General features: G+C 64.5%; 24 protein-coding genes. 19 read left to right on the top strand and 5 right to left on the bottom strand.

Features of this window, described 5'->3' with window-relative positions; translation table 11 throughout:
* Positions 1 to 72 precede the first annotated feature (72 nt).
* The 4 genes from C8C93_RS16685 to fabB all read left to right on the top strand — a co-directional run bounded on the left by C8C93_RS16685 (position 73) and on the right by fabB (position 4,465).
* Positions 73 to 957, top strand: a complete 885-nt coding sequence (locus C8C93_RS16685) for an HlyC/CorC family transporter (RefSeq protein WP_055396869.1) — start codon at positions 73 to 75, stop codon at positions 955 to 957.
* Positions 957 to 2,564 (top strand): apolipoprotein N-acyltransferase, encoded by a 1,608-nt coding sequence (lnt, locus tag C8C93_RS16680; RefSeq protein ID WP_121507623.1) that lies wholly within the window; start codon positions 957 to 959, stop codon positions 2,562 to 2,564. The genes C8C93_RS16685 and lnt overlap by 1 nt, the downstream gene beginning before the upstream one ends.
* Before the next feature lie 159 nt (positions 2,565 to 2,723).
* The gene (fabA, locus tag C8C93_RS16675; RefSeq protein WP_008907199.1) at positions 2,724 to 3,245 is read left to right on the top strand and encodes a 3-hydroxyacyl-[acyl-carrier-protein] dehydratase FabA; all 522 of its coding nucleotides are present in this window, start codon (positions 2,724 to 2,726) and stop codon (positions 3,243 to 3,245) included.
* Positions 3,242 to 4,465 carry a beta-ketoacyl-ACP synthase I gene (fabB, locus tag C8C93_RS16670; protein ID WP_121507622.1) on the top strand — a complete coding sequence of 408 codons (1,224 nt, stop codon included), beginning with the start codon at positions 3,242 to 3,244 and terminating at the stop codon, positions 4,463 to 4,465. The genes fabA and fabB overlap by 4 nt, the downstream gene beginning before the upstream one ends.
* A gap of 226 nt (positions 4,466 to 4,691) precedes the next feature.
* On the opposite strand, the gene C8C93_RS16665 is transcribed toward fabB, so the two are convergent.
* Positions 4,692 to 5,609, bottom strand: coding sequence for a LysR family transcriptional regulator (locus C8C93_RS16665; protein WP_055396861.1), 918 nt, complete (start codon positions 5,607 to 5,609; stop codon positions 4,692 to 4,694).
* A 214-nt stretch (positions 5,610 to 5,823) separates the two neighbouring features.
* On the opposite strand from C8C93_RS16665, the gene C8C93_RS16660 reads away from it, so the two are divergent.
* From C8C93_RS16660 to C8C93_RS16630, 7 genes are all read left to right on the top strand, one after another.
* Positions 5,824 to 6,900, top strand: a complete 1,077-nt coding sequence (locus C8C93_RS16660; RefSeq protein WP_055396859.1) for an asparaginase — start codon at positions 5,824 to 5,826, stop codon at positions 6,898 to 6,900.
* Between the two features lie 460 nt (positions 6,901 to 7,360).
* On the top strand, positions 7,361 to 8,266 hold the full coding sequence (glyQ, locus tag C8C93_RS16655; protein WP_008907201.1) for a glycine--tRNA ligase subunit alpha: 906 nt from the start codon (positions 7,361 to 7,363) through the stop codon (positions 8,264 to 8,266).
* A gap of 20 nt (positions 8,267 to 8,286) precedes the next feature.
* Positions 8,287 to 10,428: a glycine--tRNA ligase subunit beta gene (gene glyS / locus C8C93_RS16650; protein WP_121508835.1), complete on the top strand. Its 2,142-nt coding sequence runs from the start codon at positions 8,287 to 8,289 to the stop codon at positions 10,426 to 10,428.
* A gap of 52 nt (positions 10,429 to 10,480) precedes the next feature.
* Complete coding sequence (gmhB, locus tag C8C93_RS16645; RefSeq protein ID WP_055396855.1) at positions 10,481 to 11,092, top strand: D-glycero-beta-D-manno-heptose 1,7-bisphosphate 7-phosphatase; 612 nt, start codon at positions 10,481 to 10,483, stop codon at positions 11,090 to 11,092.
* Between the two features lie 65 nt (positions 11,093 to 11,157).
* Positions 11,158 to 11,934, top strand: a complete 777-nt coding sequence (locus C8C93_RS16640) for a 1-acyl-sn-glycerol-3-phosphate acyltransferase (RefSeq protein WP_121508834.1) — start codon at positions 11,158 to 11,160, stop codon at positions 11,932 to 11,934.
* 11 nt (positions 11,935 to 11,945) lie between these two features.
* On the top strand, positions 11,946 to 12,914 hold the full coding sequence (locus C8C93_RS16635) for a M48 family metallopeptidase (RefSeq protein WP_121507621.1): 969 nt from the start codon (positions 11,946 to 11,948) through the stop codon (positions 12,912 to 12,914).
* Between the two features lie 137 nt (positions 12,915 to 13,051).
* Positions 13,052 to 13,474, top strand: coding sequence for a rhodanese-like domain-containing protein (locus tag C8C93_RS16630; RefSeq protein ID WP_121507620.1), 423 nt, complete (start codon positions 13,052 to 13,054; stop codon positions 13,472 to 13,474).
* A 195-nt stretch (positions 13,475 to 13,669) separates the two neighbouring features.
* Here C8C93_RS16630 and lysM read toward each other — a convergent pair whose 3' ends face one another.
* A complete protein-coding gene (gene lysM, locus C8C93_RS16625; protein ID WP_121507619.1) occupies positions 13,670 to 14,155 on the bottom strand; it encodes a peptidoglycan-binding protein LysM in 486 nt (161 codons plus the stop codon).
* Positions 14,156 to 14,335: 180 nt separating this feature from the next.
* Between lysM and C8C93_RS16620 the strand changes: the two genes are divergently transcribed.
* Complete coding sequence (locus tag C8C93_RS16620; RefSeq protein WP_055396845.1) at positions 14,336 to 15,103, top strand: type III pantothenate kinase; 768 nt, start codon at positions 14,336 to 14,338, stop codon at positions 15,101 to 15,103.
* Between the two features lie 192 nt (positions 15,104 to 15,295).
* Here the strand turns inward: C8C93_RS16620 and C8C93_RS16615 are convergent, their stop codons facing one another.
* The 3 genes from C8C93_RS16615 to C8C93_RS16605 form a co-directional block, all read right to left on the bottom strand.
* Entirely contained in the window at positions 15,296 to 16,072 is a 777-nt protein-coding gene (locus tag C8C93_RS16615) for a hypothetical protein (RefSeq protein ID WP_121507618.1), read from the bottom strand.
* 56 nt (positions 16,073 to 16,128) lie between these two features.
* Entirely contained in the window at positions 16,129 to 16,791 is a 663-nt protein-coding gene (locus C8C93_RS16610; RefSeq protein WP_121422226.1) for a TetR/AcrR family transcriptional regulator, read from the bottom strand.
* Between the two features lie 229 nt (positions 16,792 to 17,020).
* Positions 17,021 to 17,626, bottom strand: a complete 606-nt coding sequence (locus C8C93_RS16605) for a phasin family protein (RefSeq protein WP_121507617.1) — start codon at positions 17,624 to 17,626, stop codon at positions 17,021 to 17,023.
* A 227-nt stretch (positions 17,627 to 17,853) separates the two neighbouring features.
* On the opposite strand from C8C93_RS16605, the gene C8C93_RS16600 reads away from it, so the two are divergent.
* The 7 genes from C8C93_RS16600 to C8C93_RS16570 all read left to right on the top strand — a co-directional run bounded on the left by C8C93_RS16600 (position 17,854) and on the right by C8C93_RS16570 (position 25,576).
* Positions 17,854 to 19,839, top strand: coding sequence for an SDR family oxidoreductase (locus C8C93_RS16600; protein ID WP_055396836.1), 1,986 nt, complete (start codon positions 17,854 to 17,856; stop codon positions 19,837 to 19,839).
* 111 nt (positions 19,840 to 19,950) lie between these two features.
* Positions 19,951 to 21,045: a dTDP-glucose 4,6-dehydratase gene (gene rfbB / locus C8C93_RS16595; protein WP_121422228.1), complete on the top strand. Its 1,095-nt coding sequence runs from the start codon at positions 19,951 to 19,953 to the stop codon at positions 21,043 to 21,045.
* The gene (rfbD, locus tag C8C93_RS16590; protein WP_121507616.1) at positions 21,042 to 21,932 is read left to right on the top strand and encodes a dTDP-4-dehydrorhamnose reductase; all 891 of its coding nucleotides are present in this window, start codon (positions 21,042 to 21,044) and stop codon (positions 21,930 to 21,932) included. Before rfbB ends, rfbD begins: the two co-directional genes overlap by 4 nt.
* Before the next feature lie 10 nt (positions 21,933 to 21,942).
* Entirely contained in the window at positions 21,943 to 22,827 is an 885-nt protein-coding gene (gene rfbA, locus C8C93_RS16585) for a glucose-1-phosphate thymidylyltransferase RfbA (RefSeq protein WP_055396830.1), read from the top strand.
* Between the two features lie 6 nt (positions 22,828 to 22,833).
* Complete coding sequence (gene rfbC / locus C8C93_RS16580; protein ID WP_121507615.1) at positions 22,834 to 23,379, top strand: dTDP-4-dehydrorhamnose 3,5-epimerase; 546 nt, start codon at positions 22,834 to 22,836, stop codon at positions 23,377 to 23,379.
* Positions 23,376 to 24,569, top strand: a complete 1,194-nt coding sequence (locus tag C8C93_RS16575; protein WP_233559462.1) for a DUF1972 domain-containing protein — start codon at positions 23,376 to 23,378, stop codon at positions 24,567 to 24,569. Before rfbC ends, C8C93_RS16575 begins: the two co-directional genes overlap by 4 nt.
* A 68-nt stretch (positions 24,570 to 24,637) precedes the next feature.
* Positions 24,638 to 25,576 (top strand): glycosyltransferase family 2 protein, encoded by a 939-nt coding sequence (locus C8C93_RS16570; RefSeq protein WP_233559460.1) that lies wholly within the window; start codon positions 24,638 to 24,640, stop codon positions 25,574 to 25,576.
* Positions 25,577 to 25,619 lie beyond the last annotated feature (43 nt).

Raw genomic sequence — 25,619 nt, 5'->3', positions numbered from 1 at the left:
TTTGCGTAGCGGGCCGTCACAACTATCCGCTATCCTAGGGGCCTGATTCACTACCGCACGTCGTGCACTCCAGTGTCTGACCCGCATCCCGCGCACCCCGGGCGACCACCCGAGAGGGAAGACAAGCGCACCTTCCTGCAGAAAGTGGCCGAGTTCATCCATCCGGGGCCAGACTCCACGGAAGAACTCATTGAGACCCTGGCCGAAGCCGAAGACAACCAGGTCATTGGGGCCGATTCGCGCGTGATGCTGGAGCGCGTCATCCGCATGGCCGACATGACGGCGGGCGACGTGATGGTGGCAGCCCCTCGCATGGACCTCGTCAACATCGACGCACCGTTTGACGAGATGCTGCACCTTGTCATCAACACCGCGCACTCGCGATTTCCGGTGTACCAGGGCGAGCGCGAGAACATCATCGGCATCCTCATGGCCAAGGACCTGCTCAAGTTGCAGCGGGCGCCGGAGCTTAATATCCGAGCGCTGCTGCGCCCGGCCGCCTTTGTGCCTGAAAGCAAGGGCCTGAATGACCTGCTGCGCGAGTTTCGCGGCAACCGCAACCACCTGGCCATCGTGATCGACGAGTTTGGCCGCATGGCCGGGCTCATCACCATTGAAGACGTGCTCGAACAGATCGTGGGCGAGATCGAGGACGAGTTCGACATCCCCGAAGACGACGGCGACATCTTTGGCCTGGCCGACCGCACCTACCGGGTGAGTGGCGACACCTCGGTGGAGCGGGTGTGCGAGGCGTTTGATGTGCTGGTTCAGGGCAGCGACCCCCATGAAACCTTCGAAACCATCGGCGGCCTGATTGCCCATGAAATGGGCCATGTGCCCAAGCGCGGCGAGCACCTGCAGCTGAGCGGCCTGCACTTCGTCGTGCTGCACACCAAGGGCGGCGCCGTGCGCTGGTTCAAGGTGTCGCGGGTCGAAGAAGCCAGCGCCAGCGACTGATGGCCCGCGCTACCTCCACGCCGGGGCTGCCGCTGGCCCTGCAGGCGCTGCTGGCCGTGGCTGCCGGCGTAGCGCAGGCGGCCTCGCTGGCCTGGCCCTGGAGCGGTGAGCCACAGTGGTGGTTGCAGATCGCCTCCATGGCGGTGCTGGCCTGGCTGGTGCGACCACATGCCACCGTGTCTGTCTCCTGGCAGCGGGGCGCGGTCATCGGTGGCCTGTTTGCCACGGCCTGGCTGACCGGGACCTTCTGGTGGCTTTTCATCTCCATGCACACCTACGGCGGGCTGGCAGCGCCGCTGGCTGTGGCGGCGGTGCTGGGGCTGGCGGCGTTCCTCGCCAGCTACTACGCGGCGATGTTGGGGCTTTTTTGCCGCCTGGCGCTTACCAGTAAATCGCTAACAGCTATCATTTTTGGAGCATTCTGGCTGGTGGCTGAGCTGGCGCGCGGAACCCTGTGGACGGGGTTCCCCTGGGGCGCTGGCGGTTATGCCCATGTGGATGGGCCGCTGGCGGCGCTGGCGCGCTACGTCGGCGTTTATGGCATCGGGGCCATGGCTGCGGTGCTCGCAATGTATGGGGTGCAGTTGCGTGGCGCGGATCTTAGTCGCTGGCGCACCTGGGTATTGGTATTGCTGTTGGTCTCCGCTGGGTTAAGTCCGCAGCTACTTTGTGCATGCAGCTCAACTGTCCGCAGCAAGGTGCCCCCGATGACCCTGGAACTCCTCCAAGGCAATATCCCGCAGGACGAGAAATTTCAGTCGGGCAGCGGCGTGCCGCTGGCACTGAAGTGGTATGCCGAAGCGCTGCGCGACGCCAAGGCCGATCTCGTGGTGGCGCCGGAAACGGCCATCCCGCTGCTGCCCCAGCAGCTCATACCGGGCTATCTGGAAGGCATCCAGCAGCGCTACGCGCAGGGTCCGCAGGCCGCGCTGCTGGGCATTCCGCTGGGCGACGAGGCGCAGGGCTACACCAATTCGGTGCTTGGCATGAGCCCCGCCACCGGGGCCACGCCCTACCGCTACGACAAACACCACCTGGTGCCGTTTGGCGAATTCATCCCGCCCTTTTTCAGATGGTTCACGGCCATGATGAACATTCCGTTGGGGGACTTCAACCGGGGTGCGGTGGGGCAGCCCTCCTTTGCCTGGGCGGGCCAGCGCATTGCGCCCAACATCTGTTACGAAGACCTTTTTGGCGAAGAGTTGGGGGCTCGTTTCATCGACCCGGCTCAGGCGCCCACGGTGTTCGTCAACTTCAGCAATATCGGCTGGTTTGGCGACACCGTGGCCATTGACCAGCACCTGCAGATCAGCCGCATGCGTGCCCTGGAGTTCGAGCGCCCCATGGTGCGCGCCACCAACACCGGCGCCACCGCCATCATCGACCACCGGGGTGTGGTGACGCACCAGCTGGCGCGCACTACACGCGGCGTGCTCAAGGGCGAGGTGCAAGGCCGGGGGCTGGATGCGCAAAGTGGCTGGGCCATCACGCCCTACGCCTGGTGGGTGTCGCGCTGGGGCCTGTGGCCGCTCTGGATGGTCGGGGCGCTGATGCTGGCGCTTGGCGTGTGGGCCAGAAACAAGGACATGGGGGTGCGCCGCCATTGATCCAAGTCAGGCGCCGACAGGGCGGGGCGGGTGGCTTGGCAGGCCATTGTTTAGAGGCAGCTCCCTATGCCTTGATAATAGAGCCCCGCAAGACGGGGCTGTATTGCATACAACGATGATTTGAGGCGGGCCAACCGCTGTTCTGGAGCACGACTGAAAATGGCAGATTCCTTTTCCTACGAACAACTGATCGCCTCGGGCGAGGGCCGGCTGTTCGGCGCCGACAGCGGGCGCCTGCCGCTGCCGCCCATGCTGATGTTTGACCGCATCACGCACATCGACAGCGATGGTGGCGCGCACGGGCTGGGAAAGATCCGCGCCGAGCTCGATGTCAAACCCGACCTGTGGTTCTTTGCCTGCCACTTTCAGGGCGACCCGGTCATGCCCGGCTGCCTGGGGCTCGATGCCATGTGGCAACTCATCGGTTTTTACCTGACCTGGCTGCAGCTGCCCGGCCGGGGCCGTGCGCTGGGTGCGGGCGAGGTCAAGTTCACGGGCGAAGTGGGCCCGGACGTGAAGCTCGTCACCTACGAAATCGACATCAAGCGCGTCATCAAGCGCAAGCTGGTCATGGCCATTGGCGATGCCCGCCTGCTGGCTGATGGCAAGGAAATCTATGTAGCCAATGACCTGCGCGTGGGCTTGTTCAAGCGCGAGGAAGACGGCAAGGACGCAGCATGACCACCAAGAAGCGCGTAGTCATCACCGGCGCGGGCATCGTCTCGTGCATTGGCAACGACCTGGCCACCGTGGAAGCCTCCCTGCGTGAAGGCAAAAGCGGCATCAAGGCCGTCGAAAAATTCACCGAACTGGGCCTGCGCAGCCAGGTGGGTGGTGCGCCCGAGATCGACATCGAGGCGCGTATCGACCGCAAGCAGCTGCGCTTCATGGGTGATGCGGCCGCGTATGCGCAGATCGCGCTCGAAGACGCCATTGCCCAGGCGGGTCTCACGCCTGAGCAGGTGAGCCACCCGCGCACCGGCCTCATCATGGGCTCGGGCGGCGGATCGCCTGCCAACCAGATCGAGGCGGCCGACACGCTGCGCGAAAAGGGCATCCGCCGCGTCGGGCCCTACCAGGTCACGCGCTGCATGAGCTCCACCGTCTCTGCCTGCCTGGCCACCAACTTCAAGGTCAAGGGCATCAACTACTCCATCACCTCGGCCTGCTCCACCTCGGCCCACTGCATCGGTGTGGCCGCGCAGCAGATTGCCTGGGGCATGCAGGACGTGATGTTTGCGGGTGGTGGCGAGGAATTGAGCTGGGGCATGTCGCTGCTGTTTGATGGCATGGGTGCCATGTCCAGCAAGTACAACGCCACGCCCGAGAAGGCCTCGCGCGCCTACGACGCGAACCGCGACGGTTTTGTGATTGCGGGCGGTGGCGGTGCCGTGGTGCTGGAAAGCCTCGAACACGCCCAGGCGCGCGGCGCCACCATCCTGGCCGAAGTGGTGGGCTTTGGCGCCACCAGCGATGGCGAAGACATGGTGGCCCCCTCGGGCGATGGCGCCATTGCCTGCATGCAGCAGGCCATGGAAGGGCTCAACGCCCCCATCGACTACATCAACACCCACGGCACCTCCACGCCGGTGGGCGACATGCAGGAAGTGCGCGCCATGCGCGCCCTGTTTGGCGACAAGGTGCCGCCGTTTTCGTCCACCAAGTCGCTCACGGGCCACTCGCTGGGTGCCACGGGTGTGCAAGAGGCCATCTACTGCGTGATCATGCTCAACAAGGGCTTCATCGCTGGTTCTGCCAATGTGGAGACGCCCGACCCGGCACTGGGTGACATGCCCCTGGTTACGCAAACGCGCGATGCGCAGCTGACCACGGTGTTGTCCAACAGCTTCGGCTTTGGTGGCACCAACGCCAGCCTGGTGCTGCGCCGCTGGAACCACTGACCGCTGCCTGCCCACCGCAACGGCCTGCCTGTCTTTGGACATGCAGGCCGTTTTTCATGGGCTAGGAGGCTGCGCGGCAGAAGGCATCGAAGCGAAACGCGCGAAAACCGAGGATCGCGTGGAGCTACCGACAAGCCCAGGGTGGGCCCCTGGGCGCAGGAGGTGGTACCGCGCGAGACCGGTTTATCGCGCGTTGCAGCCGATGCTCCTTCTGCCGCGCAGCCTCCTAGCGCTTGGCAGGCTTGGGGTTGGGCTGCAGGGCCTCGTGCAGTAGGGTGGGCAGCATGGCCAGCATGCGCGTGGCCTGCAGACCGGGTGGCAACGCCCTTGCGTGGTAGCTGTACAGCGACATGGGGGGCAGTTCGTGCAGTTCCTGCGCCACTATCTGCGCGGGGTCAAGCCCCTTGGCGGTGAGAAAGTCCACCACCGTCCAGCCCATGCCCCGGCGCACCAGCTCCAGCGCCAGGCGCGATGTCTGCACCTGGATGCCAGGCCCGGCGGGAGAGCCCAGCCGTTGCGCGAGTTCGTCAATCGCCTGGCGCATGGGGTCGTCACCCACCAGGCGGATCACCGGCACCTGCGCCAGCCGCGCGCCCGGGCTGGCGGCACGGGGTGCACGTGCCCACACGCTGGTGGCCACCGCAAGGTACAGCCTGCCGCTGACCAGCAGGTCGCTCGCAATTTGCGGGTGCGGGTGTTTGTAGAAGCCCAGGCAAAAGTCCACGCTGCGCGTGAGCAGCGCCTGCGTCATCTGGTCCTGGTGGATGGTGCGCACCTCCACGCCCACCTGCGGATGCTGCTCGGCATGGTGTTGCAACAGGCGCGGCAGAAACTCGTGGGTGATCGACGGGATCGCTCCCAGGCGTACATCGCCCGAATCGCTGGTGGCCAGGTTGCGCGCGGTGCGCTTGAGTGCGTCGAGCTGCCGGTAGATGCCAGTGGATTCGGCCGCCAGCACCTGGGCCTCGGGGGTGGGGGTCAGGCCCGAAGGTGTGCGGTTGAACAGCCGGTAGCCCAACTGCAGCTCGGTGTGCGCAATGGCCTTGCTGACCGCCGAGGGCGTGATGCACAGAAGGCGCGCTGCTGCGCTCATGTTGCCGGTCTGCAGCACGGCCTGAAAAACTTCCAGTTGCCGCAAGTTCATTCCAGCGCTGCTCCGGTGTATGTGCCCGTGCGACCCGAATACTGGGATCGCGTGGAGGCGTTGGGGGTGTGAGTGAAATTCATAAGGATGGGTCAATTATTCCGCATGACTGTGTTCTGCTTTCTCATAGGATGCGGCACCGCTTCACGGGCGGGTTTTGCAAAGAGCGGCGCAACGCGCGTCGCCAACCCCAAAAAAACCAGGAGACACCCTCATGCGCATTTCTTCCTCCCCCACTGCCAGCCGCTGGCTCGCAGGCTTGCTGTTGTCGGCCGCGTCCGCTGTGGCCATGGCCCAGGCTGCCAAGCCCAATGTGGTGGTGCTGGCCACCGGCGGCACCATTGCAGGTGCTGGCGCCTCGGCCGCCAACAGCGCCACCTACGCTGCTGCCAAGGTGCCGGTCGATAAACTGCTGGCAGGCCTGCCCGAGCTGGCCAATGTGGCCAAGGTGTCCGGTGAGCAGGTGTTCCAGATCGCGTCTGAAAGCTTCACCAACGAGCACCTGCTGCGCCTCGGCCAGCGCGTGTCGGCGCTGGCCAAGCAGGCGGATGTGGACGGTATCGTCATCACCCACGGCACCGACACGCTGGAAGAAACCGCGTACTTCCTGAACCTCACCGTGCGCACCAACAAGCCCATCGTGGTGGTGGGCTCCATGCGCCCCGGCACGGCCCTGTCGGCCGACGGCGCGCTGAACCTGTACGACGCCGTGACCGTGGCCGCCAGCAAGGACGCTGCCGGCAAGGGCGTGCTGGTCACGATGAACGACGAGATCCAGAGCGGTCGCGATGTGAGCAAGACCATCAACATCAAGACCGAGGCCTTCAAGAGCCAGTGGGGCCCGCTGGGCATGGTGGTGGAAGGCAAGAACTACTGGTTCCGCGCGCCGGTCAAGCGCCACACCATGCAGTCGGAGTTCAACATCGACGACATCAAGGCCCTGCCCGCCGTGGACATCGTCTATGGCTACAGCAACATGAACACCACGGGCATTGAAGCCTACGGCAAGGCGGGCGTGAAGGCGCTGATCCACGCCGGTACGGGCAACGGCTCGGTGGCGGCACAGGCGGTGGATTCGCTCAAGGCACTGCGTGCTGCGGGCGTGCAGATCGTTCGCTCGGCCCGCGTGCCCGACGGTTTTGTGCTGCGCAATGCCGAGCAGCCTGACGACAAGTACGACTGGGTGGTGGCCCACGACCTGCGCCCCCAAAAGGCCCGCATCCTGGCCATGGTGGCCCTCACCAAGACCAACGACAGCAAGGAACTGCAGCGCATTTTCTGGGAGTATTGAGAAGACCCCCTGAGGCGCTGCGCGCCTTCCCCCTGAAGGGGGACGCCCCCAGCGCGGCGGGGCGGCCCTTGCGCGGGGGCACTCGCCCAGGCAGCGCCCTGTGGTGGCGCTGCGGCCAGTGCGATGGACAGTTGATTTGACTTGGCGCACAACATGTGCGCCGACGGGCTACCCGCAAAGGTGGTCACTGGTACGCAACGGGCTATAGCCTGCGTGACTGGTTGGGAAGGCTGGTGCTCCAAAAGGGCTCCGGCCTTTTTTCATGGGCGCGGGCCGATGTTGCTGGCGCTGCCGCAGCACGTGCGGCCGCGCGCCGTAAAATCACTGGTTTGCGCGCGCGAGGCCCGTCCTTGCTACCTTTTGGGGTGGCAGGCGCCGGGGCTGGCATCCGCACCGCCTTTTCTTCTTTTTCCCCTTACTTGCTCGGCCCTGGCTTGCCAGTGCCTCAGCCAAAGACGCCATGTTGACATTCCAGCAAATCATTTTGAAGCTGCAGTCCTACTGGGACGCGCAGGGTTGCGCCCTTTTGCAACCCTATGACATGGAAGTGGGCGCCGGCACATCGCACACCGCCACCTTCCTGCGCGCCATCGGCCCTGAGCCCTGGAAGGCCGCCTACGTGCAGCCCAGCCGCCGCCCCAAGGACGGCCGCTACGGCGAGAACCCCAACCGCCTGCAGCACTACTACCAGTACCAGGTGGTGCTCAAGCCCGCACCGGCCAACATCCTGGAGCTGTACCTGGGCAGCCTCGAAGCCCTGGGCTTCGACCTGAAAAAGAACGACATCCGCTTTGTGGAAGACGACTGGGAAAACCCCACGCTCGGCGCCTGGGGCCTGGGCTGGGAGGTGTGGCTCAATGGCATGGAGGTGACGCAGTTCACGTACTTCCAGCAGGTGGGCGGTATCGACTGCAAGCCTGCCACGGGTGAGATCACCTATGGCCTGGAGCGCCTGGCCATGTACCTGCAGGGCGTGGACAACGTCTACAACCTCAAGTGGACCGACACCCTGAGCTACGGTGACGTGTACAAGCAAAACGAGGTGGAGCAGTCCACCTACAACTTCGAGCACAGCGACGCGGACTTTTTGTTCACCGCCTTCAACGCGCACGAAAAGCAGGCCAAGTACCTGATGGAGCAGCAGTTGGCGCTGCCCGCGTACGAGCAGGTGCTCAAGGCCGCGCACAGCTTCAACCTGCTGGATGCACGCGGTGCCATCAGCGTGACGGAACGCGCCGCCTACATTGGCCGCATCCGCAACCTGGCCCGTGCCGTGGCGCAGAGCTACTACGAAAGCCGCGAGCGCCTGGGCTTCCCCATGGCGCCGCGCGAGTGGGTGGAACAGATGGTCAAAAAGGCAGCGTGAACGAGCGAAAGAACAAGAACATGACGACCCAAAACCTCCTCGTTGAACTGTTTGTTGAAGAACTGCCCCCAAAGGCACTGCAGAAGCTGGGCGACGCCTTTGCCACCGTGCTGGGCGACCAGCTCAAGGCCCAGGGCCTGGCGACGGCTGCCTCGGTGGTCACGCCCTTTGCCTCGCCCCGCCGCCTCGCTGCCCATGTGACGGCGGTGGCCGACAAGGCCGCCGACAAGGCCGTGCAGCAAAAGCTGATGCCCGTGACCGTGGGCTTGGACAAAGACGGCAACGCCACGCCTGCGCTACTGAAAAAGCTGCAGGCGCTGGGCGCCGATGTGTCCAACCCCGCAGCCGCTGTGGCTGCCTTGAAGCGCGCGCAGGACGGCAAGGCTGAAGCCCTGTTCTACGACAGCGTGGTGCCCGGTGCCACGTTGGCGGCTGGCCTGCAAAAGGCGCTGGATGAAGCCATCGCCAAGCTCCCCATCCCCAAGGTGATGAGCTACCAGCTTGAAACCGACTGCGAGCTGCCCGGCTGGACCAGCGTGAACTTTGTGCGCCCCGCACACGGCCTGGTGGCGCTGCATGGCAGCACTGTGGTGCCCGTGAAGGCACTGGGCCTGACGGCTGGCAACAGCACCACCGGCCACCGTTTTGAAGCCGCCGTGTCGCCCGTGGTGCTGGCCGATGCCGACAGCTACGCCGCCACGCTGCGCAAGGATGGCGCCGTGATCGCCAGCTTTGCCGAGCGCAAGGCCGAGATCGCGCGCCAGCTGGCCGCTGCTGCTGCGAAGGTGGGCAATGGCGCCCGCCCCATTGAAGACGAGGCGCTGCTCGACGAAGTGACCGCGCTGGTGGAGCGCCCCAACGTGGTCATCTGCCAGTTTGAAGAGCAGTTCCTGGGCGTGCCGCAGGAATGCCTCATCCTCACGATGAAGGCCAACCAGAAGTACTTCCCGCTGCTGGACGCTGCAGGCAAGCTGACCAACAAGTTCCTGGTGGTCAGCAACATCAGCCCCGAAGACACGAGCTTTGTGACCGGCGGCAACGAGCGCGTGGTGCGCCCCCGTTTGGCCGATGCCAAGTTTTTCTTTGATCAGGACCGCAAGAAGACCCTGGCCTCGCGCGTCGAGGGTCTGGGTAAGGTCGTGTACCACAACAAGCTGGGCACGCAGGGTGAACGCGTGGAGCGCGTGCGCGCCATTGCCAAGGCGATTGCATCCCAGCTGGGCGACGCACAACTGGTGCAGGATGCCGACCTGTCCGCGCAACTGGCCAAGACCGACCTCGTGACCGACATGGTGGGCGAGTTTCCTGAGCTGCAGGGCATCATGGGCGGCTACTACGCCCTGAACGACGGCCTGGGCGAGACCGTGGCGCACGCCATTGAAGACCACTACAAGCCGCGTTTTGCAGGCGACGCGCTGCCGCGCAACACCGCAGGCGTCGTGGTGGCCCTGGCCGACAAGCTGGAAACCCTGGTGGGCATGTTCGGCATCGGCAACCTGCCCACGGGCGACCGCGATCCGTTTGCGCTGCGCCGCCATGCGCTGGGCGTGATCCGCATGCTGGTCGAGAAGGATCTGCCGCTGGACTTGAACGCGCTGCTGGCTGGCGCCGTGCCTGCCTTTGGCGACAAGATCACCGATGCTTCAGCGGCCCTGGCCGACTTCATCTACGACCGCCTCGCCGGCAGCCTGCGTGAGCAGGGCTACAGCGCCCAGGAAGTCGACGCGGTGCTGGCCCTGCGTCCGCAGCGCCTGGCACTGGTCGAAAAGCAACTGGCCGCAGTGCGTGCCTTCGCCGCCTTGCCCGAAAGCCCCGCCCTCGCTGCCGCCAACAAGCGCGTTGGCAATATCCTTAAAAAGGCCGAGGTCGAAGGCCCGGTGGACGCGCACGTGAACCCCGAGTTGCTGCAGGAAAAAGCCGAGCAGGACCTCTACGCTGCCCTGCAGCGCTTCGTGCCCGAGGCCAACGCCCAGTTCGATGCTGGCGACTACACCGCATCGCTGCAGACCCTGGCCGTGCTGCGCGCGCCGGTGGACGCGTTCTTTGACGATGTGATGGTCAACGCCGAGCAGCTGGATGTGCGCATGAATCGCCTGGGCCTGCTCAAGATGCTGCACAACGCGATGAACCGCGTGGCCGACCTGTCCCGCCTGGCGGTTTGACCGGTTTGCACAAGCTGCTAGGCTGGCGGTTCTCACAAGGTAAACCCCTCCTATGAAACTCGCCATCCTCGACCGCGACGGCACCCTCAATCCGCTGGCGGACGACTACGTTACCGCTGCCGACGAGTGGACCGCCGTGCCGGGCGCGCTCGAAGCCATTGCGCGCCTCAACCATGCGGGCTGGCATGTGGTGGTGGCCACCAACCAGCCGGGCCTGGGCCGGGGCTTGTTTGATGTGGTGGCGCTCAACGCCATTCACGCCAAGATGCACCGTCAGGTGGCGGCGGTGGGCGGGCGCATTGATGCCGTTTTCTACTGCCCCCACGCGGCCGATGAGGAGTGTGCGTGCCGCAAGCCCGCCCCCGGCCTGCTGGAGCAGATCAGTGACCGCTATGGGGTGGAGCGTGAGGATGTGCAGGTGGTGGGCAGCTGCACTGCGCACCTGCAGGCGGGCGCCGCACTGGGCGCACAGCTGCACCTGGTGTGCACGGGGCAGTCGGCGCAGGTGCACCCGGGTGGCCCCTTGCCAGCGGGGGTTCCGCCGGGCACGCGCGTGCATGCCAGCCTGGGTGATTTTGTGGACCAGCTTTTGCCTGCTGTGCAGCCCGCTGCGGCACCCCTGGCGGCGACACCCCTGCCAGCGCCTGGCGGCGCTGCTTTCTGATGCTATTACTTTAATAGCTGTTAGCGCTTGATAGATAAGCGCTGGCGGCCAAAATGACCATCAAAATGGCCTTTATCCGTTCCGTCATTCACCTTCTCTGGATGGGCATCACTGTGGTGCCCTATGCGCTGACCATCATGCTGGGCACGCTGCTGGGCGTGCGCGGCAAGCCGCTGTACCGCATCGCCCGCGCGTGGCTGTCACTGTGCATCAGCGGTGCCCGCGTGATCCTGGGCATCCGCGCCAACGTGATCGGCATGGAGAACCTGCCGCAGGGCGAGAACGCGGGGGCGGTGCTGCTGGTCAAGCACCAGTCCACATACGAGACCTTTCTGATGCCCGCGATCATGCCGCGCCCCCTGGCCTATGTGTTCAAGAAGGAGCTGCTGCGTGTGCCGTTCTTCGGCTGGGCCATCGGCCGCCTCGACATGATCCACATCGACCGCGACCAGCGCACCCAAGCCTTCCACAAGGTGGTGCAGCAGGGCAAGGACCTGTTGGCCCAGGGCATCTGGATCATCATGTTCCCCGAAGGCACGCGCATCGAGCGTGGGCAAAAGGGCAACTACAAGACCGGCGGCACCCGCCTGGCCATCGACACCGGCGCGCCAGTGGTGCCAATTGCCGTGACGTCCGCCAAGGTCTGGCCGCGCAAGGCGTTCATCAAGCGCCCGGGCGTGGTGGATGTGTCCATCGGCAAGCCCATTTCCAGCGTAGGCCGCAAGCCCGACGAGCTGATGCGCGAAGTGGAGGCCTGGATCGAGGCCGAGATGCGCCGCCTGGACCCTGATGCGTACCCAGCCGTGGTCATCCCCCCGCACGGCAAGGCGGGCGAGAAGTAGGCCACAGCGTGATGCAGCGGCTTGTGCAGTTGGCGCTCGACTTTTTCGACCCGCCGGTCGCACCGGCAGGACCGGCTGCGGCGCCGGGGGTGAAGGCTGCAGATTCCAAGCCAAAACTGCCCCCAGCGCTGGATGGGAAAGCGCCAGTAGCTCCTAAAACAGTAGTGAATCGGCCTGCTGCACCTGCTGCACCTGCTGCACCGCTGCCATCTCTGCTGTCCCCGGCTGAATTTCGCCACCCGCAGGCCAGCCGCGAAGTGCTGCTGGGCGACGCCGTCGTGGCCTATGCGCTGCAGCGCGCGCGGCGCCGCACCATCGGCTTCACCGTGGGGGCCGATGGACTGTCGGTACGTGCGCCCAGCTGGGTCACCCTGTCGGGCGTGGATTCTGCGCTGCGCGAGAAGTCCGAATGGATCCTGCGCAAGCTGTCTGAGGCGCGCGAGCGCCACCAGCGCATGGAAGGCGGTCGTATTGTCTGGGCCGATGGCGCCGTGTTGCCCTATCTGGGCGAGCCTTTGACCGTGGTGCTGGACCCGAGCCACGGTTTTGCGGGCAAAGGCGGTGCGCTGGTGGCGGGCACGGATGTGGTGCCACCCAGCCTGCACATCGGCCTGCCTCACAGCGCCAGCCCCGCGCAGATCCGCGACGCCGTGCAGGCCTGGCTCATGCGTGACGCGCGCCGCCACTTTACGGCCCGACTCGACCATTTCGCCCCGCTGCTGGGTGTGCGCTGGGCCAGCCTGCGCCTGTCGAGCGCCAACACCCGCTGGGGCAGTGCCAAGGCCGACGGCTCCATCCGCCTGAACTGGCGCCTGCTGCACTACCGCCCGGCCATCATCGACTACGTGGTGGCGCACGAGCTGGCCCACCTGCGCGTGATGGACCACAGTCCGCGCTTCTGGGACACCGTGGCCACCGTGGTGCCCGACTATGCGCAGCTGCGCAGCCGCTTGCGGGATGAGCCCGCGCCTTTGTGGTGAATCCCCCTGAGTCGCCTGCGGCGCCTTCCCCCTAGGGGGACGACGCCCTCGCTGCGGGGCGGCCCTTGGCTTGCGTCCCTCGCACCGGTCACGCCCAGTTCAAACGTTTTGCCTAGTGCCCAGAAAGGATCCAAACCATGACAAATACGCTCTCCTCCGTTTCTCCCGCCGACGGCTATGCCGGTGACGTGACGCCCCAGCAGGCCTGGCAGTGGGTACAGGCCGGCCAGGCCGTGCTGGTGGATGTGCGCAGCGACGCCGAACGTGAATGGGTGGGGCAGGTGCCCGGCGCCGTTGCCGTAGCGTGGAAGCAGTGGCCGGGCATGGCCATGAACGCGGATTTTGATGCGCAGATGCGCACGGCTGTGCCTGAGGGCGCCCGGGCTGTGCTGCTGTGCCGTAGCGGCGTGCGCTCCATCGCCGCCGCGCGCCGCGCTACTGAGCTGGGCATCACGGCCTACAACATCCTGGAAGGTTTTGAGGGCGACGCCGATGCGCAGGGTCAGCGCGGCAAAAAGGGCGGCTGGCGTTTTCACGGTCTGCCGTGGAAGCAGGGTTGATGCTCCCAAAAAATAGCTGCCAGCGCTTTATAGATAAGCGCTGGCAGCTGGCTCTAAAGCTTGACTTGCCCCGGCGTTCCGTTTGTCTCGGGCGTCGGTACACCCCCGACTCAGGCCAGTGCACCCGTGGAACCGGCTTTGCCGGGCCACCGGTGCGTCCCCCTTGGGGGAAGGCGCCGCAGGCGACTCAGGGGGTTACTTCAGTGCCGGAATGCGCAGCTTCTGGCCGGGGTAGATCTTGTCGGGGTGCGTCAGCATGGGCTTGTTGGCCTCGAAGATCGCCGGGTACTTGTTGGCGTCGCCATAGAACTTCTTGGCAATGGCGCTGAGCGTGTCTCCACGCACCACGTCGTGGTACTGCGCTTCGGGCTCGGGGTTGGTCACGTCCATCAGGTTCTCGACGCTGGTCACGCTGGCCACGTTGCCGCAGCACAGGGTGACTTTTTCCTTGGCCGCCTGCGTGGGGGCTGTGCCCTTCACGGTGACTTTGCCTTCGGGTCCTTCAAAGGCGACCTGCACATTGCTGGCGCCCAGGTTCTGGGACGCGATGTAGGTCTCGATGGCCTTGGATGCCTTGGCGTTGAGTTCATCTTGCGTGGGGGCTGCTGCCGTGGCGGCCTGTGCTTCTTTGCCGCCGAACAGCTTTTCGCCAGCTTCCTTGATGAAACTGAAAAGACCCATGTCGTACCTCCTAATGTTGCAGAAACAGGAAGGACCACTTTAGCGGCAATGGGCGGCTGCGTCGTGTCGGACACGGGCGCGACACGATTTTTCACAATTTGTGGGCGGGCAGGGGTGGTGCAGCCCGGGGCTGTCGCCCTCAGGCAGGGGGGCATCGCAAAACTCGGGATAATCCGCCGCATGACTTTTCTGGCCATCGACGTCGGTAACACCCGTCTCAAATGGGCGTTGTACGACGCTCCCCGCCCCGGGGCTGCGCTCATTGCGCATGGCGCCGAGTTTCTCGACCACATCGACCGCCTGGCTGAAGGTAGCTGGGAGTCGCTGCCCCACCCGGAGCGCATGCTGGGCTGCGTGGTGGCGGGCGATGCCGTCAAACGCCGCGTGCAAGAGCAGATGGAAATCTGGGACGTCACCCCCTCGTGGGTGGTGTCGTCGGCGCAGGAGGCGGGGCTCACCAACGGCTACGACCATCCCTCGCGCCTGGGCTCGGACCGCTGGGTGGCCATGATCGGCGCGCGCCACCATGTGTTGGCACGTGGCCCGGCGCGGCCGCTGGTGGTGGTGATGGTGGGCACGGCGGTGACGGTGGAGTGCATCGACACTGAGGGCCGCTTCATGGGCGGCCTGATCCTGCCCGGCCACGGCATCATGCTGCGCGCGCTCGAATCGGGCACCGCCGGCCTGCATGTGCCCACGGGTGAGGTGCGCCCGTTCCCCACCAACACCAGCGATGCACTGACCAGCGGCGGCACCTACGCCATCGCCGGTGCCGTGGAGCGCATGTACCAGCACCTGCTGCAGCACTGTGGCCAGGAGCCCGCCTGCATCATGACCGGCGGCGCAGGCTGGAAGATGGCGCCCAGCATGACACGGCCGTTCGAGCTGGTGGACAACCTGATTTTTGACGGCCTGCTGGAGATTGCCGCGCAGCGGTTTGGGGGCTGAGGGCTTTTGAGCTCCGCATCCATAGCAGCGCGACACGGCAATCTACTGCAAACCTCTGTGCAAAACTGGCGCTGCGCAAGCCAGAGACACCGAGCAAGGGCCGTCCCGCAGCGAGGGTGTCGTCCCCCTTCCCGAATGGCGTAGCCAGTCGAGAGAAGGGGGAAGCGGCAAAGCCGCTCAGGGGGATGCCTCTTACTCTTCTTCCAGTTCAGCCCGCGCCATCTCCACATCCAGCCGCTCCATGGCATCCATGGGTTCAGCGGCGGCGGCTTTTTCGTAGAGCGCGGTGGCTTCCTGCATTTTCTTGTCGCCCTCCAGCATGACGAGCGCATTGGCGTACTCGATCATCGCGATGGCCGATCCCGGGTTGAGCTTGAGGGCTTCCTGAAACAGCTTGAGGCCCGTGTCCTTCTTGGCGCCATAGGTCATGCCGCCAATCAGCGAGCCCACCTTGTCGATCACCTCGGCATGGAAGGCGCCCAGCGCAATGCGCGCATCGGCGTGTTTGGGCGACAGGGCAATGGCCTTCTCCAGCGAGTCCTTCACCTTGCCACCCAAGCCCTGCGCCAGCGCCTTGGCCACGCTGATGCCCTGGCTGTAGCGGCCCAGTGCGTAGGCATGCCAGTACCAGGCGTTGGCGTTGTCGGGCTCCTGGGCGGCCTGGGCCTCCGCCCGTTCGGCCACCTGCATGAACAGGTCCAGGCGCGCCTTCTCCTTCGGCTCCAGGTAGTTGGCATAGATGGAGGTGGCCTTGTTGGCGGCAGTGAGACCCGCGCCACCGGCTGCCAGGCCCGCTGCCGCAGCTTTCTCAAAATCACCGTTGTGGAACAGCGCCCAGGCTTCCAGCGCGGCAGCGTCCTTGGGGCAGGGTTCGGCATCACCGCCATGCAGTCGTGCCCAATGCTTCTTGACGCTCGCAGCGTCAAATTGGTAGTCGCCGGCGTGGGGGAAGGGGGTCCATTTGGCCATGGTGTGTGTCTCCGGAAGTTCTTGTTGGTGGGTGTCTGTGGCGGGTGGGCCGTGTATCAGCCTGGCGCTGGTGCGTAGGCGCCGACCAGCTGCAGCAGGTGGGCGCGCTGGCCGCTTTCGAGGTAGGGCATGAGCAGGTTCAGCACATGGTGGGCTCCGCGCAGCAGCGCGGCCTGGGCGCTTTCGGGCTCCAGTGCACGGCGCGGGTCGCGCACGTATTCAAAGCTCAGCCAGTAAGTGAGCACCACGACCATGCTGGTGGCGGTGGCCTCCAGCTCGCGCGAGTCGATGTGCAGTGCATCTGCGCGGCCCATGCCGTCGAGCATGGCGCGCACTGCGCGGGTCTTGTTCTTGAGGATGGCCTGGAAGTGGGTTTCCAGGCGCCGGTTCTTGGACAGCAGGTCGTTGAGATCGCGGTACAGGAAACGGTACTGCCAGATCAGCTCGAACAGCGAGTGCATGAAGAACCAGGCGTCCTCCACATTGCGCACACCATCGGCGGCGGCCAGCAGTTCGGTCAGCGAGGTTTCGTAGCGATCAAACAGCGCGTTGATCAGTTCGTCCTTGGCCGGGTAGTGGTAGTACAGGTTGCCGGGGCTGATGCGCAGCTCGGCCGAGATCAGGGTGGTGGAGACGTTGGGCTCACCGAACCGGTTGAACAGGTCCAGCGTCACTTCCAGAATGCGTTCTGCGGTGCGGCGTGGCGCTTTCTTCACCATGTGTGCGGGCCCCTTCGCGTCGTTTGGCGTCGTTGTTGCGTTGTCTCTGATGGCTACTCTAACCCACGCGGTCATGCTGCAGTGCGACATGAACGTGGGGTGCGTATGCAGTACCTAGGCTGCTTGTAGCGCACTTCATGGGTTTCACCAAAAAAAGAAAAGCGGTCCAAACGCCTTGGCGCGTGGACCGCTTGGAGCGGGCTGGGTGCTTACCGGTGGCAAGCCGTGATCAGCTGGCCGATGGCGTGCTGGTGGCTGCGTCGGCAGCGGCACGTGTCGCGGTCTTTTTGGCCGCAGCCTTCTTGGCGGGGGCCTTGGTAGCGGGCTTGGCGGCTGCCTTTGCAGGAGCCGCCTTCTTTGCCGCTGCCTTCTTGGCGGGAGCCTTGGCTGCGGGTTTGGCGGCTGCCTTGGCAGCAGCTTTGGCGGGTGCAGCCTTGCTGCCCTTGGCCAGGGCGTCCACACGGGCGCTCAGGGCTTCCAGGTCGCGGGCCGAGGGCACGCCCAGCTTGGCGAGGGCCTTGGCCACGCGGTCTTCAAAGATGTTTTCGAGCTTGTCCCACTGGCCCTGGGCCTTGGAGCCGATGTCGCTGGCCATGGTGGTCACGCGGCTGGTGGCTTCGGTGATCTTTTCTTCGGCCACGGCCTGGGTCTTGCGCTGGATGGTCAAGCCTTCCTTGACCAGGGCCTCAAACACCTTACCGCCTTCTTCCTGTGCCTTGGAGAAGGCACCCAGGCCTGCCAGCCAGATCTGCTGGGCGGAGTCCTTGACGGTGCTGGACAGTTGGGCGTTGCTCTTTTTCTTGTCAGCGCTGAGTTTCTGCAGTTTCTTGACCATAAGGCCTCCGTGGTGCGGTTGGTTGGGTTTGCCGGGGCGGGTTGCCTTCGACGCATGGCCGCACTGTACGCCGCACGGCGCGACAGGTGTAGGCGCGCGCTCCTAAAAATGTAGAGCGTGCCATCTAGCGGGGGCGTTCGCTGGCCGCCTAGCATCGGCGCGGGTTTCTGCTGAATCGGTGCGCGCAGGCCTTGGGCAAGAATGAAGCTATCTCAGAGGAGTTATCCATGCAGTATTTCGTGACGGGGGCAACGGGGTTCATTGGCAAGCGGCTGGTCAAGAAGCTGCTGGAGCGCAAGGGGGCGGTGGTGCATTTCCTGATCCGCAAGGAAAGTGCGGACAAGGTGGCCGACCTGCGCAGCTTCTGGGGTGTCGGGCCTACGCGTGCGGTCCCTGTGTTTGGCGATCTCACCGCGAAGAAGCTGGGTGTGGCGGCAGACGACGTGAAGAAGCTCAAAGGCCAGATCGACCATTTCTACCACCTTGCCGCGGTGTACGACCTCTCTGCTGACGAAGAAACCCAGGTGGCCGTGAACATCGAGGGAACGCGCAACACGGTGGACCTGGCCAAGGCGATTGATGCCGGGCACTTCCACCATGTCTCCTCCATCGCGGCCGCAGGTCTGTATGAAGGCGTGTTCCGCGAAGACATGTTCGAGGAAGCCGAGGGCCTGGACCACCCGTACTTCCAGACCAAACACGAGAGCGAAAAGATCGTGCGCCAAGACTGCAAGGTGCCCTGGACGGTGTACCGCCCGGCCATGGTGGTGGGCGACAGCCAGACCGGCGAGATGGACAAGATCGACGGCCCCTACTACTTCTTCAAGCTCATCCAGCGCCTGCGTCAGTTGCTGCCGCCCTGGATGCCCACAGTGGGCCTGGAAGGGGGGCGCGTGAACATCGTGCCGGTGGACTTTGTGGTGAACGCCCTCAACGTCATCAGCCACCAGAAGGACATCACCAAGAAGTGCTACCACCTGGTGGACCCAGTGGGCTACCGCGTGGGCGATGTGCTCGATATCTTCAGCCGCGCAGCCCATGCGCCGCGCATGAACCTGTTCGTCAACGCCGCTTTGCTGGGCTTCATCCCCAAGAGCGTGAAGAAGAGCCTGATGGCGCTGGCGCCCGTGCGCCGCGTGCGCAACGCGGTGATGAAGGACCTCGGCCTGCCCGAGGACATGCTCACCTTCGTGAATTACCCCACGCGCTTTGATTGCCGCGAAACGTTGGCCGCGCTCAAGGGCTCCGGCGTCACCTGCCCCAATCTGAAGGACTACGCCTGGCGGCTGTGGGACTACTGGGAGCGCAATCTGGACCCCGAGCTGTTCATCGACCGCACGCTCAAGGGCACGGTGGCGGGCAAGGTGGTGCTGATCACCGGTGGATCGTCCGGCATTGGGCTGGCGGCAGCGCACAAGTTTGCCGAGGCAGGCGCCACCACCATCATCTGCGGGCGTGACCAGGACAAGCTCGACGAGGCCTGTGCCGAAGCCAAGGCCAAGGGTTACCAGTTCATCGCCTATTCGGCAGACATTGCCGACATGACCGACTGCGACCGTTTTGTGCAGTTGCTCATCGACAACCACGGCGGTGTGGACTTCCTCATCAACAACGCGGGCCGCTCCATCCGCCGCGCCATCGAGTCGAGCTACGACCGCTTCCACGACTACGAGCGCACCATGCAGCTGAACTACTTCGGCTGCCTGCGCGTGACCATGGGCTTTCTGCCCGGCATGGTGGCTAAGCGCAAGGGCCATGTGGTCAACATCAGCTCCATCGGCGTGCTGACCAACGCGCCCCGCTTTTCGGCCTATGTGGCCAGCAAGGCGGCGCTGGACGCGTGGACGCGCTGCGCGTCGAGCGAGTTTGCCGACCAGGGCATCACCTTCACCACCATCAACATGCCCCTGGTGCGCACGCCCATGATTGCGCCCACCAAGATCTACAACAACGTGCCCACGCTGAGCCCCGAGGAGGCGGCGGACATGATCGCCCAGGCCTGTATCTTCAAGCCGGTGCGCATCGCCACGCGGCTGGGCATCACCGGCCAGCTGCTGCACGCGCTGGTGCCACGCGTGGCGCAGATCACCATGAACACGAGCTTTCGCATGTTCCCAGACTCCACCGCCGCCAAGGGCAGCAAGGACGCCAAGCCGCAGCTGTCGGCCGAGGCCGTGGCGCTGCAGCAGATGATGCGAGGTATCCACTTCTGATGACCCGCCGGCCCGGGCAGAAATACCCGCGTTGAACTCTGTTACCCGGGGGCCGGGCGGGGTGGGATAATCGTGGGTTCTGCCGAGCAGGCATTTCACACGGCCCTCCCTATGATTCTGGTTACTGGCGGCGCGGGTTTCATCGGCGCCAACTTCGTTCTTGACTGGCTTGCTGCCTCCAGCGAGCCCGTGGTCAACCTCGACAAGCTCACCTACGCGGGCAACCTGCACAACCTGGACAGCGTGCAGGGTGACGCGCGCCACATCTTTGTGCAGGGCGACATCGGCGATACCGCCCTGGTGGCCCGCCTGCTGGCCGAGCACAAGCCCCGCGCCGTGGTCAACTTCGCGGCTGAATCGCATGTGGATCGCTCCATCCATGGCCCCGAGGATTTCATCCAGACCAACATCGTGGGCTCGTTCCGCCTGCTGGAGGCCGTGCGTGCCTACTGGAGCGCGCTGCCCGAGGGCGAACGTGCCGCCTTCCGCTTCCTGCATGTGTCCACCGACGAGGTCTACGGATCGCTGGCCCCCACCGACCCGGCCTTCGCCGAGACGCGTGGCTTTGAGCCCAACAGCCCTTACAGCGCCAGCAAGGCCGCCAGCGACCACCTGGTGCGCGCTTGGCACCACACCTACGGCTTGCCGGTGCTCACCACCAACTGCAGCAACAACTACGGGCCCTACCACTTCCCCGAAAAGCTGATCCCGCTGATGATCGTCAACGCACTGGCCGGCAAGAACCTGCCAGTGTATGGCGATGGCATGCAGGTGCGTGACTGGCTGTACGTTAAGGACCACTGCAGCGCCATCCGCCGCGTGCTGGAGGCTGGCGCGCCCGGTGAGACCTACAACGTGGGTGGCTGGAACGAGAAGCCCAACATCGAGATCGTGAACATGGTCTGCAGCCTGCTCGACGAGCTGCGCCCCCGTGCTGACGGCCAAAGCTACCGCACCCAGATCACCTATGTGAAAGACCGTCCAGGCCACGACCGTCGCTACGCCATCGACGCCCGCAAGATCGAGCGCGAACTGGGCTGGAAGCCCGCCGAGACCTTCGACACCGGCATCCGCAAGACCGTGCAGTGGTACCTGGACCATGCGGACTGGGTGGCCAGCGTGCAGACCGGCGCCTACCGCGACTGGGTGCAGACCCAGTATGCGCAGGAGGCCTCCGCTGCGGCTGTGACGGGCGCCACTGCATGAACATCCTGCTGTTTGGCAAGGGTGGCCAGGTCGGCTGGGAGCTGCAGCGCAGCCTGTCGGTGCTGGGCACTGTCACGGCGTTGGACTTCGATAGCACCGAGCATTGCGGTGACTTTTCTAACCCCGCCGGCGTGGTCGAAACGGTACGCGCCCTGCGCCCCGATGTCATCGTCAATGCCGCCGCCCACACGGCCGTGGACAAAGCTGAGAGCGAAGCCGAGTTTGCCCGCACCCTCAACGCCACCACGCCCGGAGCCCTTGCGCAGGAGGCCGCGAAGCTGGGTGCTTGGCTCGTGCACTACAGCACGGACTATGTTTTCGATGGCACCGGCAGCCGCCCCTGGGTGGAGACCGATACACCCGCCCCGCTGAGCGTTTACGGCCGCACCAAGCTCGAAGGCGAGCAGCTCATTGCAGAGGCGGGCGCCAAACACCTGATCCTGCGCACCAGCTGGGTCTACGCAGCACGCGGCGGCAACTTCGCCAAGACCATGCTGCGGCTGGCGCAAGAGCGTGAGCGGCTGACGGTGATTGATGACCAATGGGGTGCGCCCACCGGTGCCGACCTGCTGGCCGATGTGACCGCCCACGCGCTGCGCCACCTGCAGCAGCGCCCGCAGGATGCAGGCCTGTACCACTGCGTGGCTGCGGGCGAGACCAACTGGAATCAGTATGCAAAATACGTGCTGGCGCAAGCCCAGAAAGCGCAGATAGCTACAAAAATAATAGCAAAAGAGGTCGCGCCTGTGCCCACAAGCGCATTTCCCACACCGGCCGTGCGCCCCCACAACTCGCGCCTGGGTACCCACAAGCTGCAGTCCACCTTCGGTTTGCAGATGCCCCATTGGCAACAGGGCGTGGCGCGCATGCTCACGGAAATTCTCTGAACGGACCCCAATGACGCAACGCAAAGGCATCATCCTCGCAGGAGGCTCCGGCACCCGGCTGCACCCGGCCACGCTGGCCATCAGCAAACAACTGCTGCCCGTTTACGACAAGCCCATGATCTATTACCCGCTCAGCACGCTGATGCTGGCGGGCATCCGGGACATCCTGGTTATCAGCACCCCGCAGGACACGCCGCGTTTTGCCCAGCTGCTGGGGGATGGAAGCCAATGGGGCTTGAACCTGCAATACGCGGTGCAGCCCAGCCCGGACGGCCTGGCGCAGGCGTTTGTGATCGGGGAGTCTTTTCTGGATGGGGCTCCGAGCGCTCTGGTGCTGGGAGACAACATCTTCTACGGGCACGATTTCCATGAACTGCTGGGCAACGCTCAACAGCGCTCTGCGGGTGCCAGCGTGTTTGCCTACCATGTGCACGACCCGGAGCGCTACGGTGTGGCCGAGTTCGATGCCCAGGGCAAGGTGTTGTCGTTGGAGGAAAAACCTGCTCAGCCCAAGAGCAGCTATGCCGTCACAGGCCTCTACTTCTACGACAACCAGGTTGCGCAGATGGCCCGGAGCTTGAAGCCATCGCCACGCGGCGAACTGGAAATCACCGACCTGAACCGGCTGTACCTGGAGCAGGGGCAGCTCAATGTCGAGATCATGGGCCGCGGCTATGCCTGGCTGGATACTGGCACCCATGAAAGCCTGCTGGAGGCCAGCCAGTTCATTGCGACGCTGGAGCATCGCCAGGGCCTCAAGATTGCCTGCCCCGAGGAAATTGCCTGGCGCGCCGGCTGGATCGACAGTGCCCAGTTGCAGCGCCTGGCACAACCTCTTGCCAAGAACGGCTACGGCCAGTACCTCCAGCGTTTGCTGAACGACAAAGTCTATTGATCCCCCATGCACTCCATCCGGCAATCCATCCCAGACGTTGTCCTCCTTGAGCCCAAGGTGTTCGGCGATAGCCGTGGTTTTTTCTACGAAAGCTTCAACCAGCAGGCCTTCCGGGAGGCCACGGGTGTCCAGTGCGATTTCGTGCAGGACAACCACAGCCGCAGCAGCCAGGGTGTGTTGCGGGGCCTGCACTACCAGTTGCCCCCCAGGGCGCAGGGCAAGCTCGTGCGCGTGGTGCGTGGCGCTGTGTTTGATGTGGCGGTGGATATTCGCAAGGGGTCACCCACCTTTGGCCAGTGGGTGGGGGCCCTGTTGACCGAAGACAACCACCGGCAGCTTTGGGTGCCGCCGGGGCTTGCTCACGGTTTTCTGGTGTTGTCCGAATCGGCGGACTTCCTTTACAAGACCACCGACTACTACAGCCCGGAGCATGAGCGCTGCATTCGCTGGGACGATCCACAGCTTGCCATCGCCTGGCCAGCCGTGGAGGCCGCCATTCAGCTTTCGGCGAAGGATCAGGCGGGGCACTGGTTCGCTGAGGCAGACCTTTGACGACGGCACAGGGGCGTGCAACGGGCGGATCTCTGGACCGCCCTGCCAAGCTGCGGATCGCTCTGTTGGGAGCCAGGGGCATCCCCGCGAGCTATGGGGGGTTCGAAACCTTTGCCGAACAACTCTCGATACGCCTGGTGGAGCGTGGCCACGAGGTCACTGTGTATGCAGAGACCAGCGAGTCGTCCGTCGAAGACACCTTCTACCAAGGTGTTCGCGTGCGCCACAAACGTCGGCCCCGGTGGGGAGCTGCATCGGTCCTGGCCTACGACTGTGCCTGCCTGTGGGACGCCCGGCGGGGGTACGACCTGGTCTACATGCTGGGGTATGGCGCTGCCTGGGCCTGCTGGTGGCCCCGGGTTTTTGGGGTTCCGGTCTGGATCAATGTGGACGGACTGGAGTGGGCCCGCAGCAAATGGGGGAGGGTTGCACGCATCTACCTGCGCTGTATGGAGTGGGTGGCCAGCCGGGTGGCCACGCGCCTCATCGCCGATGCCGAGGCCATTGCACAGCGGTTCCGCGAGACTTATCCCAAGGGGGCTCCGTCGAGCTTCATAGCCTACGGCGCCGAACTGGTGCAGGACCGGGACGTGGACCCTTCCGTGCTTTCTGCCTGGGGGCTGAAGCCCCGCCGCTACATGCTGGTCGTGGCGCGCCCGGAGCCGGAAAACCATATCCTTGAAATCGTTCAAGGCTATGAGATGCACAGCGGTGACTGGCCGTTGGTCATCGTAGGGGATGTGTCCGGTGCCACGGCCTACCAGCAACTGCTGAGGGAACATGCCAGCGACCGCGTGCGTTTCGTGGGGGGCATCTACGACACCGGGCAGCTCGCAAGCTTGCGTGTACATGCGGCCTGTTACCTGCACGGGCACTCGGTGGGGGGGACGAACCCTTCGCTGCTCGAGGCACTGGCCTGCGGAAACTGGGTCATTGCGCATGACAACCCGTTCAACCGCGAAGTGGCACGCGATGCGGCCGACTACTTTGCCACCCCCGAGCAACTCGCTCGCAGCCTGGACCTGGTGGTTGGCCAGTCGGACGCCATGCTGCCGCAGCGAAGCCAGCGCGCCCGCGACATCGTGTCGGAGCACTACACCTGGGAGGGCATCGCAGATGCCTACGAGGCGCTGATGCATTCAGAATGCCGGCCCCACCGCGCTGCAACAACCAGCACGGGGACCGTGTGACTGAGCCGACTCATCGATTGGCCTCACGCGGAGGGGCGGGCGGGGCTGCCCCCTCGCAGTCACCGCTGGTGGATGTGCTGCTGGCCACGTACAACGGGGCGAAGTATCTCCGTGCCCAGCTCGATTCGCTGTTGGCCCAGACCCACCAGAATTTCCGCCTCCTCGTCAGCGATGACGGGTCTTCGGATGACACGCTTGCCATCCTGGAGAGCTACCGGGTGCGCTTTGGAGAGCGTTTGGTACTTGTACCCAATCCCCACCATGGGCAAGGGCTGGTCCGAAACTTTGAGAATCTCATGGTGGCCAGCCTGCATGATGGTGTGGCGGCTTGGGTTGCCTTCTCGGACCAGGACGATGTCTGGCGCCCTCCGAAAATCGAGCTGTGTCTCCAAGAAATGGTGCGAATGGAGCAAGAGGGTGGTGCGGAATTGCCTTGTCTGGTGCACTCCGACCTGACGGTGGTGGATGAGCACTTGGGCGTGATTTCGGAGTCCTTCGCCACATACCAGCGTATGGACCCTCTGCAGTGCTCGCCACTTTCGCTGCTCAGCGTGAACCAGGTGACGGGGTGCACGATGATGGTGAACCGCACCCTGTTGCGAATGGCCTTGCCCCTCCCGCAGGAAACCATCATGCACGACTGGTGGTGTGGCCTGGTGAGTGGAAGCGGCCATAGGCGTTTTGTGCCAACCCCGCTGATCCTGTATCGCCAGCATGGCGCCAACCAGGTAGGCGCCAAGGATCGTAGCCTGAGGACGCGTTTGCTCCGGCTGTTGACGAATGGCCAGGGGATCGTCCGGCGTGTCCGGGTGCTGGGTGGGGCTACCTATCTGCAGGCGCAGGCGCTGCAGCTGCGATTGCGCGCCTTGGGGCTGGATGAAGGCTACGTGTCAGAATACCTTGCGTGGAGGGATGGGCCTCTGAGGGCGAGAATTTTTGGGTATCGCGAATATTATGTGGGCCCCGAATTGGATCGATTAAGCCGCTGTTTGCTGTGGTTCAAGTGATTCACTCCGTCCGAGTGAGACAAGTCGGGCCCGGGTATTGGGT

This window comes from Acidovorax sp. 93 (assembly GCF_003633835.1).
GTDB classification, from domain to species: Bacteria; Pseudomonadota; Gammaproteobacteria; order Burkholderiales; family Burkholderiaceae_C; genus Acidovorax; species Acidovorax facilis.
Note: the sequence above shows the minus strand (reverse complement) of the source record. Positions and strands in the feature narration are given on the sequence as shown.

Bases quoted from the DNA above. Each gene is read 5' to 3' on its own strand.
- glyQ (WP_008907201.1), top strand. From the start codon at position 7,361: ATGTTGACATTCCAGCAAATCATTTTGAAGCTGCAGTCCTACTGGGAC.
- C8C93_RS16635 (WP_121507621.1), top strand. From the start codon at position 11,946: ATGCAGCGGCTTGTGCAGTTGGCGCTCGACTTTTTCGACCCGCCGGTC.
- lnt (WP_121507623.1), top strand. From the start codon at position 957: ATGGCCCGCGCTACCTCCACGCCGGGGCTGCCGCTGGCCCTGCAGGCG.
- C8C93_RS16665 (WP_055396861.1), bottom strand. From the start codon at position 5,609: ATGAACTTGCGGCAACTGGAAGTTTTTCAGGCCGTGCTGCAGACCGGC.
- C8C93_RS16630 (WP_121507620.1), top strand. From the start codon at position 13,052: ATGACAAATACGCTCTCCTCCGTTTCTCCCGCCGACGGCTATGCCGGT.
- C8C93_RS16620 (WP_055396845.1), top strand. From the start codon at position 14,336: ATGACTTTTCTGGCCATCGACGTCGGTAACACCCGTCTCAAATGGGCG.
- fabB (WP_121507622.1), top strand. From the start codon at position 3,242: ATGACCACCAAGAAGCGCGTAGTCATCACCGGCGCGGGCATCGTCTCG.
- fabA (WP_008907199.1), top strand. From the start codon at position 2,724: ATGGCAGATTCCTTTTCCTACGAACAACTGATCGCCTCGGGCGAGGGC.
- glyS (WP_121508835.1), top strand. From the start codon at position 8,287: ATGACGACCCAAAACCTCCTCGTTGAACTGTTTGTTGAAGAACTGCCC.
- gmhB (WP_055396855.1), top strand. From the start codon at position 10,481: ATGAAACTCGCCATCCTCGACCGCGACGGCACCCTCAATCCGCTGGCG.
- rfbB (WP_121422228.1), top strand. From the start codon at position 19,951: ATGATTCTGGTTACTGGCGGCGCGGGTTTCATCGGCGCCAACTTCGTT.
- C8C93_RS16600 (WP_055396836.1), top strand. From the start codon at position 17,854: ATGCAGTATTTCGTGACGGGGGCAACGGGGTTCATTGGCAAGCGGCTG.
- lysM (WP_121507619.1), bottom strand. From the start codon at position 14,155: ATGGGTCTTTTCAGTTTCATCAAGGAAGCTGGCGAAAAGCTGTTCGGC.
- rfbA (WP_055396830.1), top strand. From the start codon at position 21,943: ATGACGCAACGCAAAGGCATCATCCTCGCAGGAGGCTCCGGCACCCGG.
- C8C93_RS16640 (WP_121508834.1), top strand. From the start codon at position 11,158: ATGGCCTTTATCCGTTCCGTCATTCACCTTCTCTGGATGGGCATCACT.
- C8C93_RS16605 (WP_121507617.1), bottom strand. From the start codon at position 17,626: ATGGTCAAGAAACTGCAGAAACTCAGCGCTGACAAGAAAAAGAGCAAC.
- rfbC (WP_121507615.1), top strand. From the start codon at position 22,834: ATGCACTCCATCCGGCAATCCATCCCAGACGTTGTCCTCCTTGAGCCC.
- C8C93_RS16610 (WP_121422226.1), bottom strand. From the start codon at position 16,791: ATGGTGAAGAAAGCGCCACGCCGCACCGCAGAACGCATTCTGGAAGTG.
- C8C93_RS16660 (WP_055396859.1), top strand. From the start codon at position 5,824: ATGCGCATTTCTTCCTCCCCCACTGCCAGCCGCTGGCTCGCAGGCTTG.
- rfbD (WP_121507616.1), top strand. From the start codon at position 21,042: ATGAACATCCTGCTGTTTGGCAAGGGTGGCCAGGTCGGCTGGGAGCTG.
- C8C93_RS16615 (WP_121507618.1), bottom strand. From the start codon at position 16,072: ATGGCCAAATGGACCCCCTTCCCCCACGCCGGCGACTACCAATTTGAC.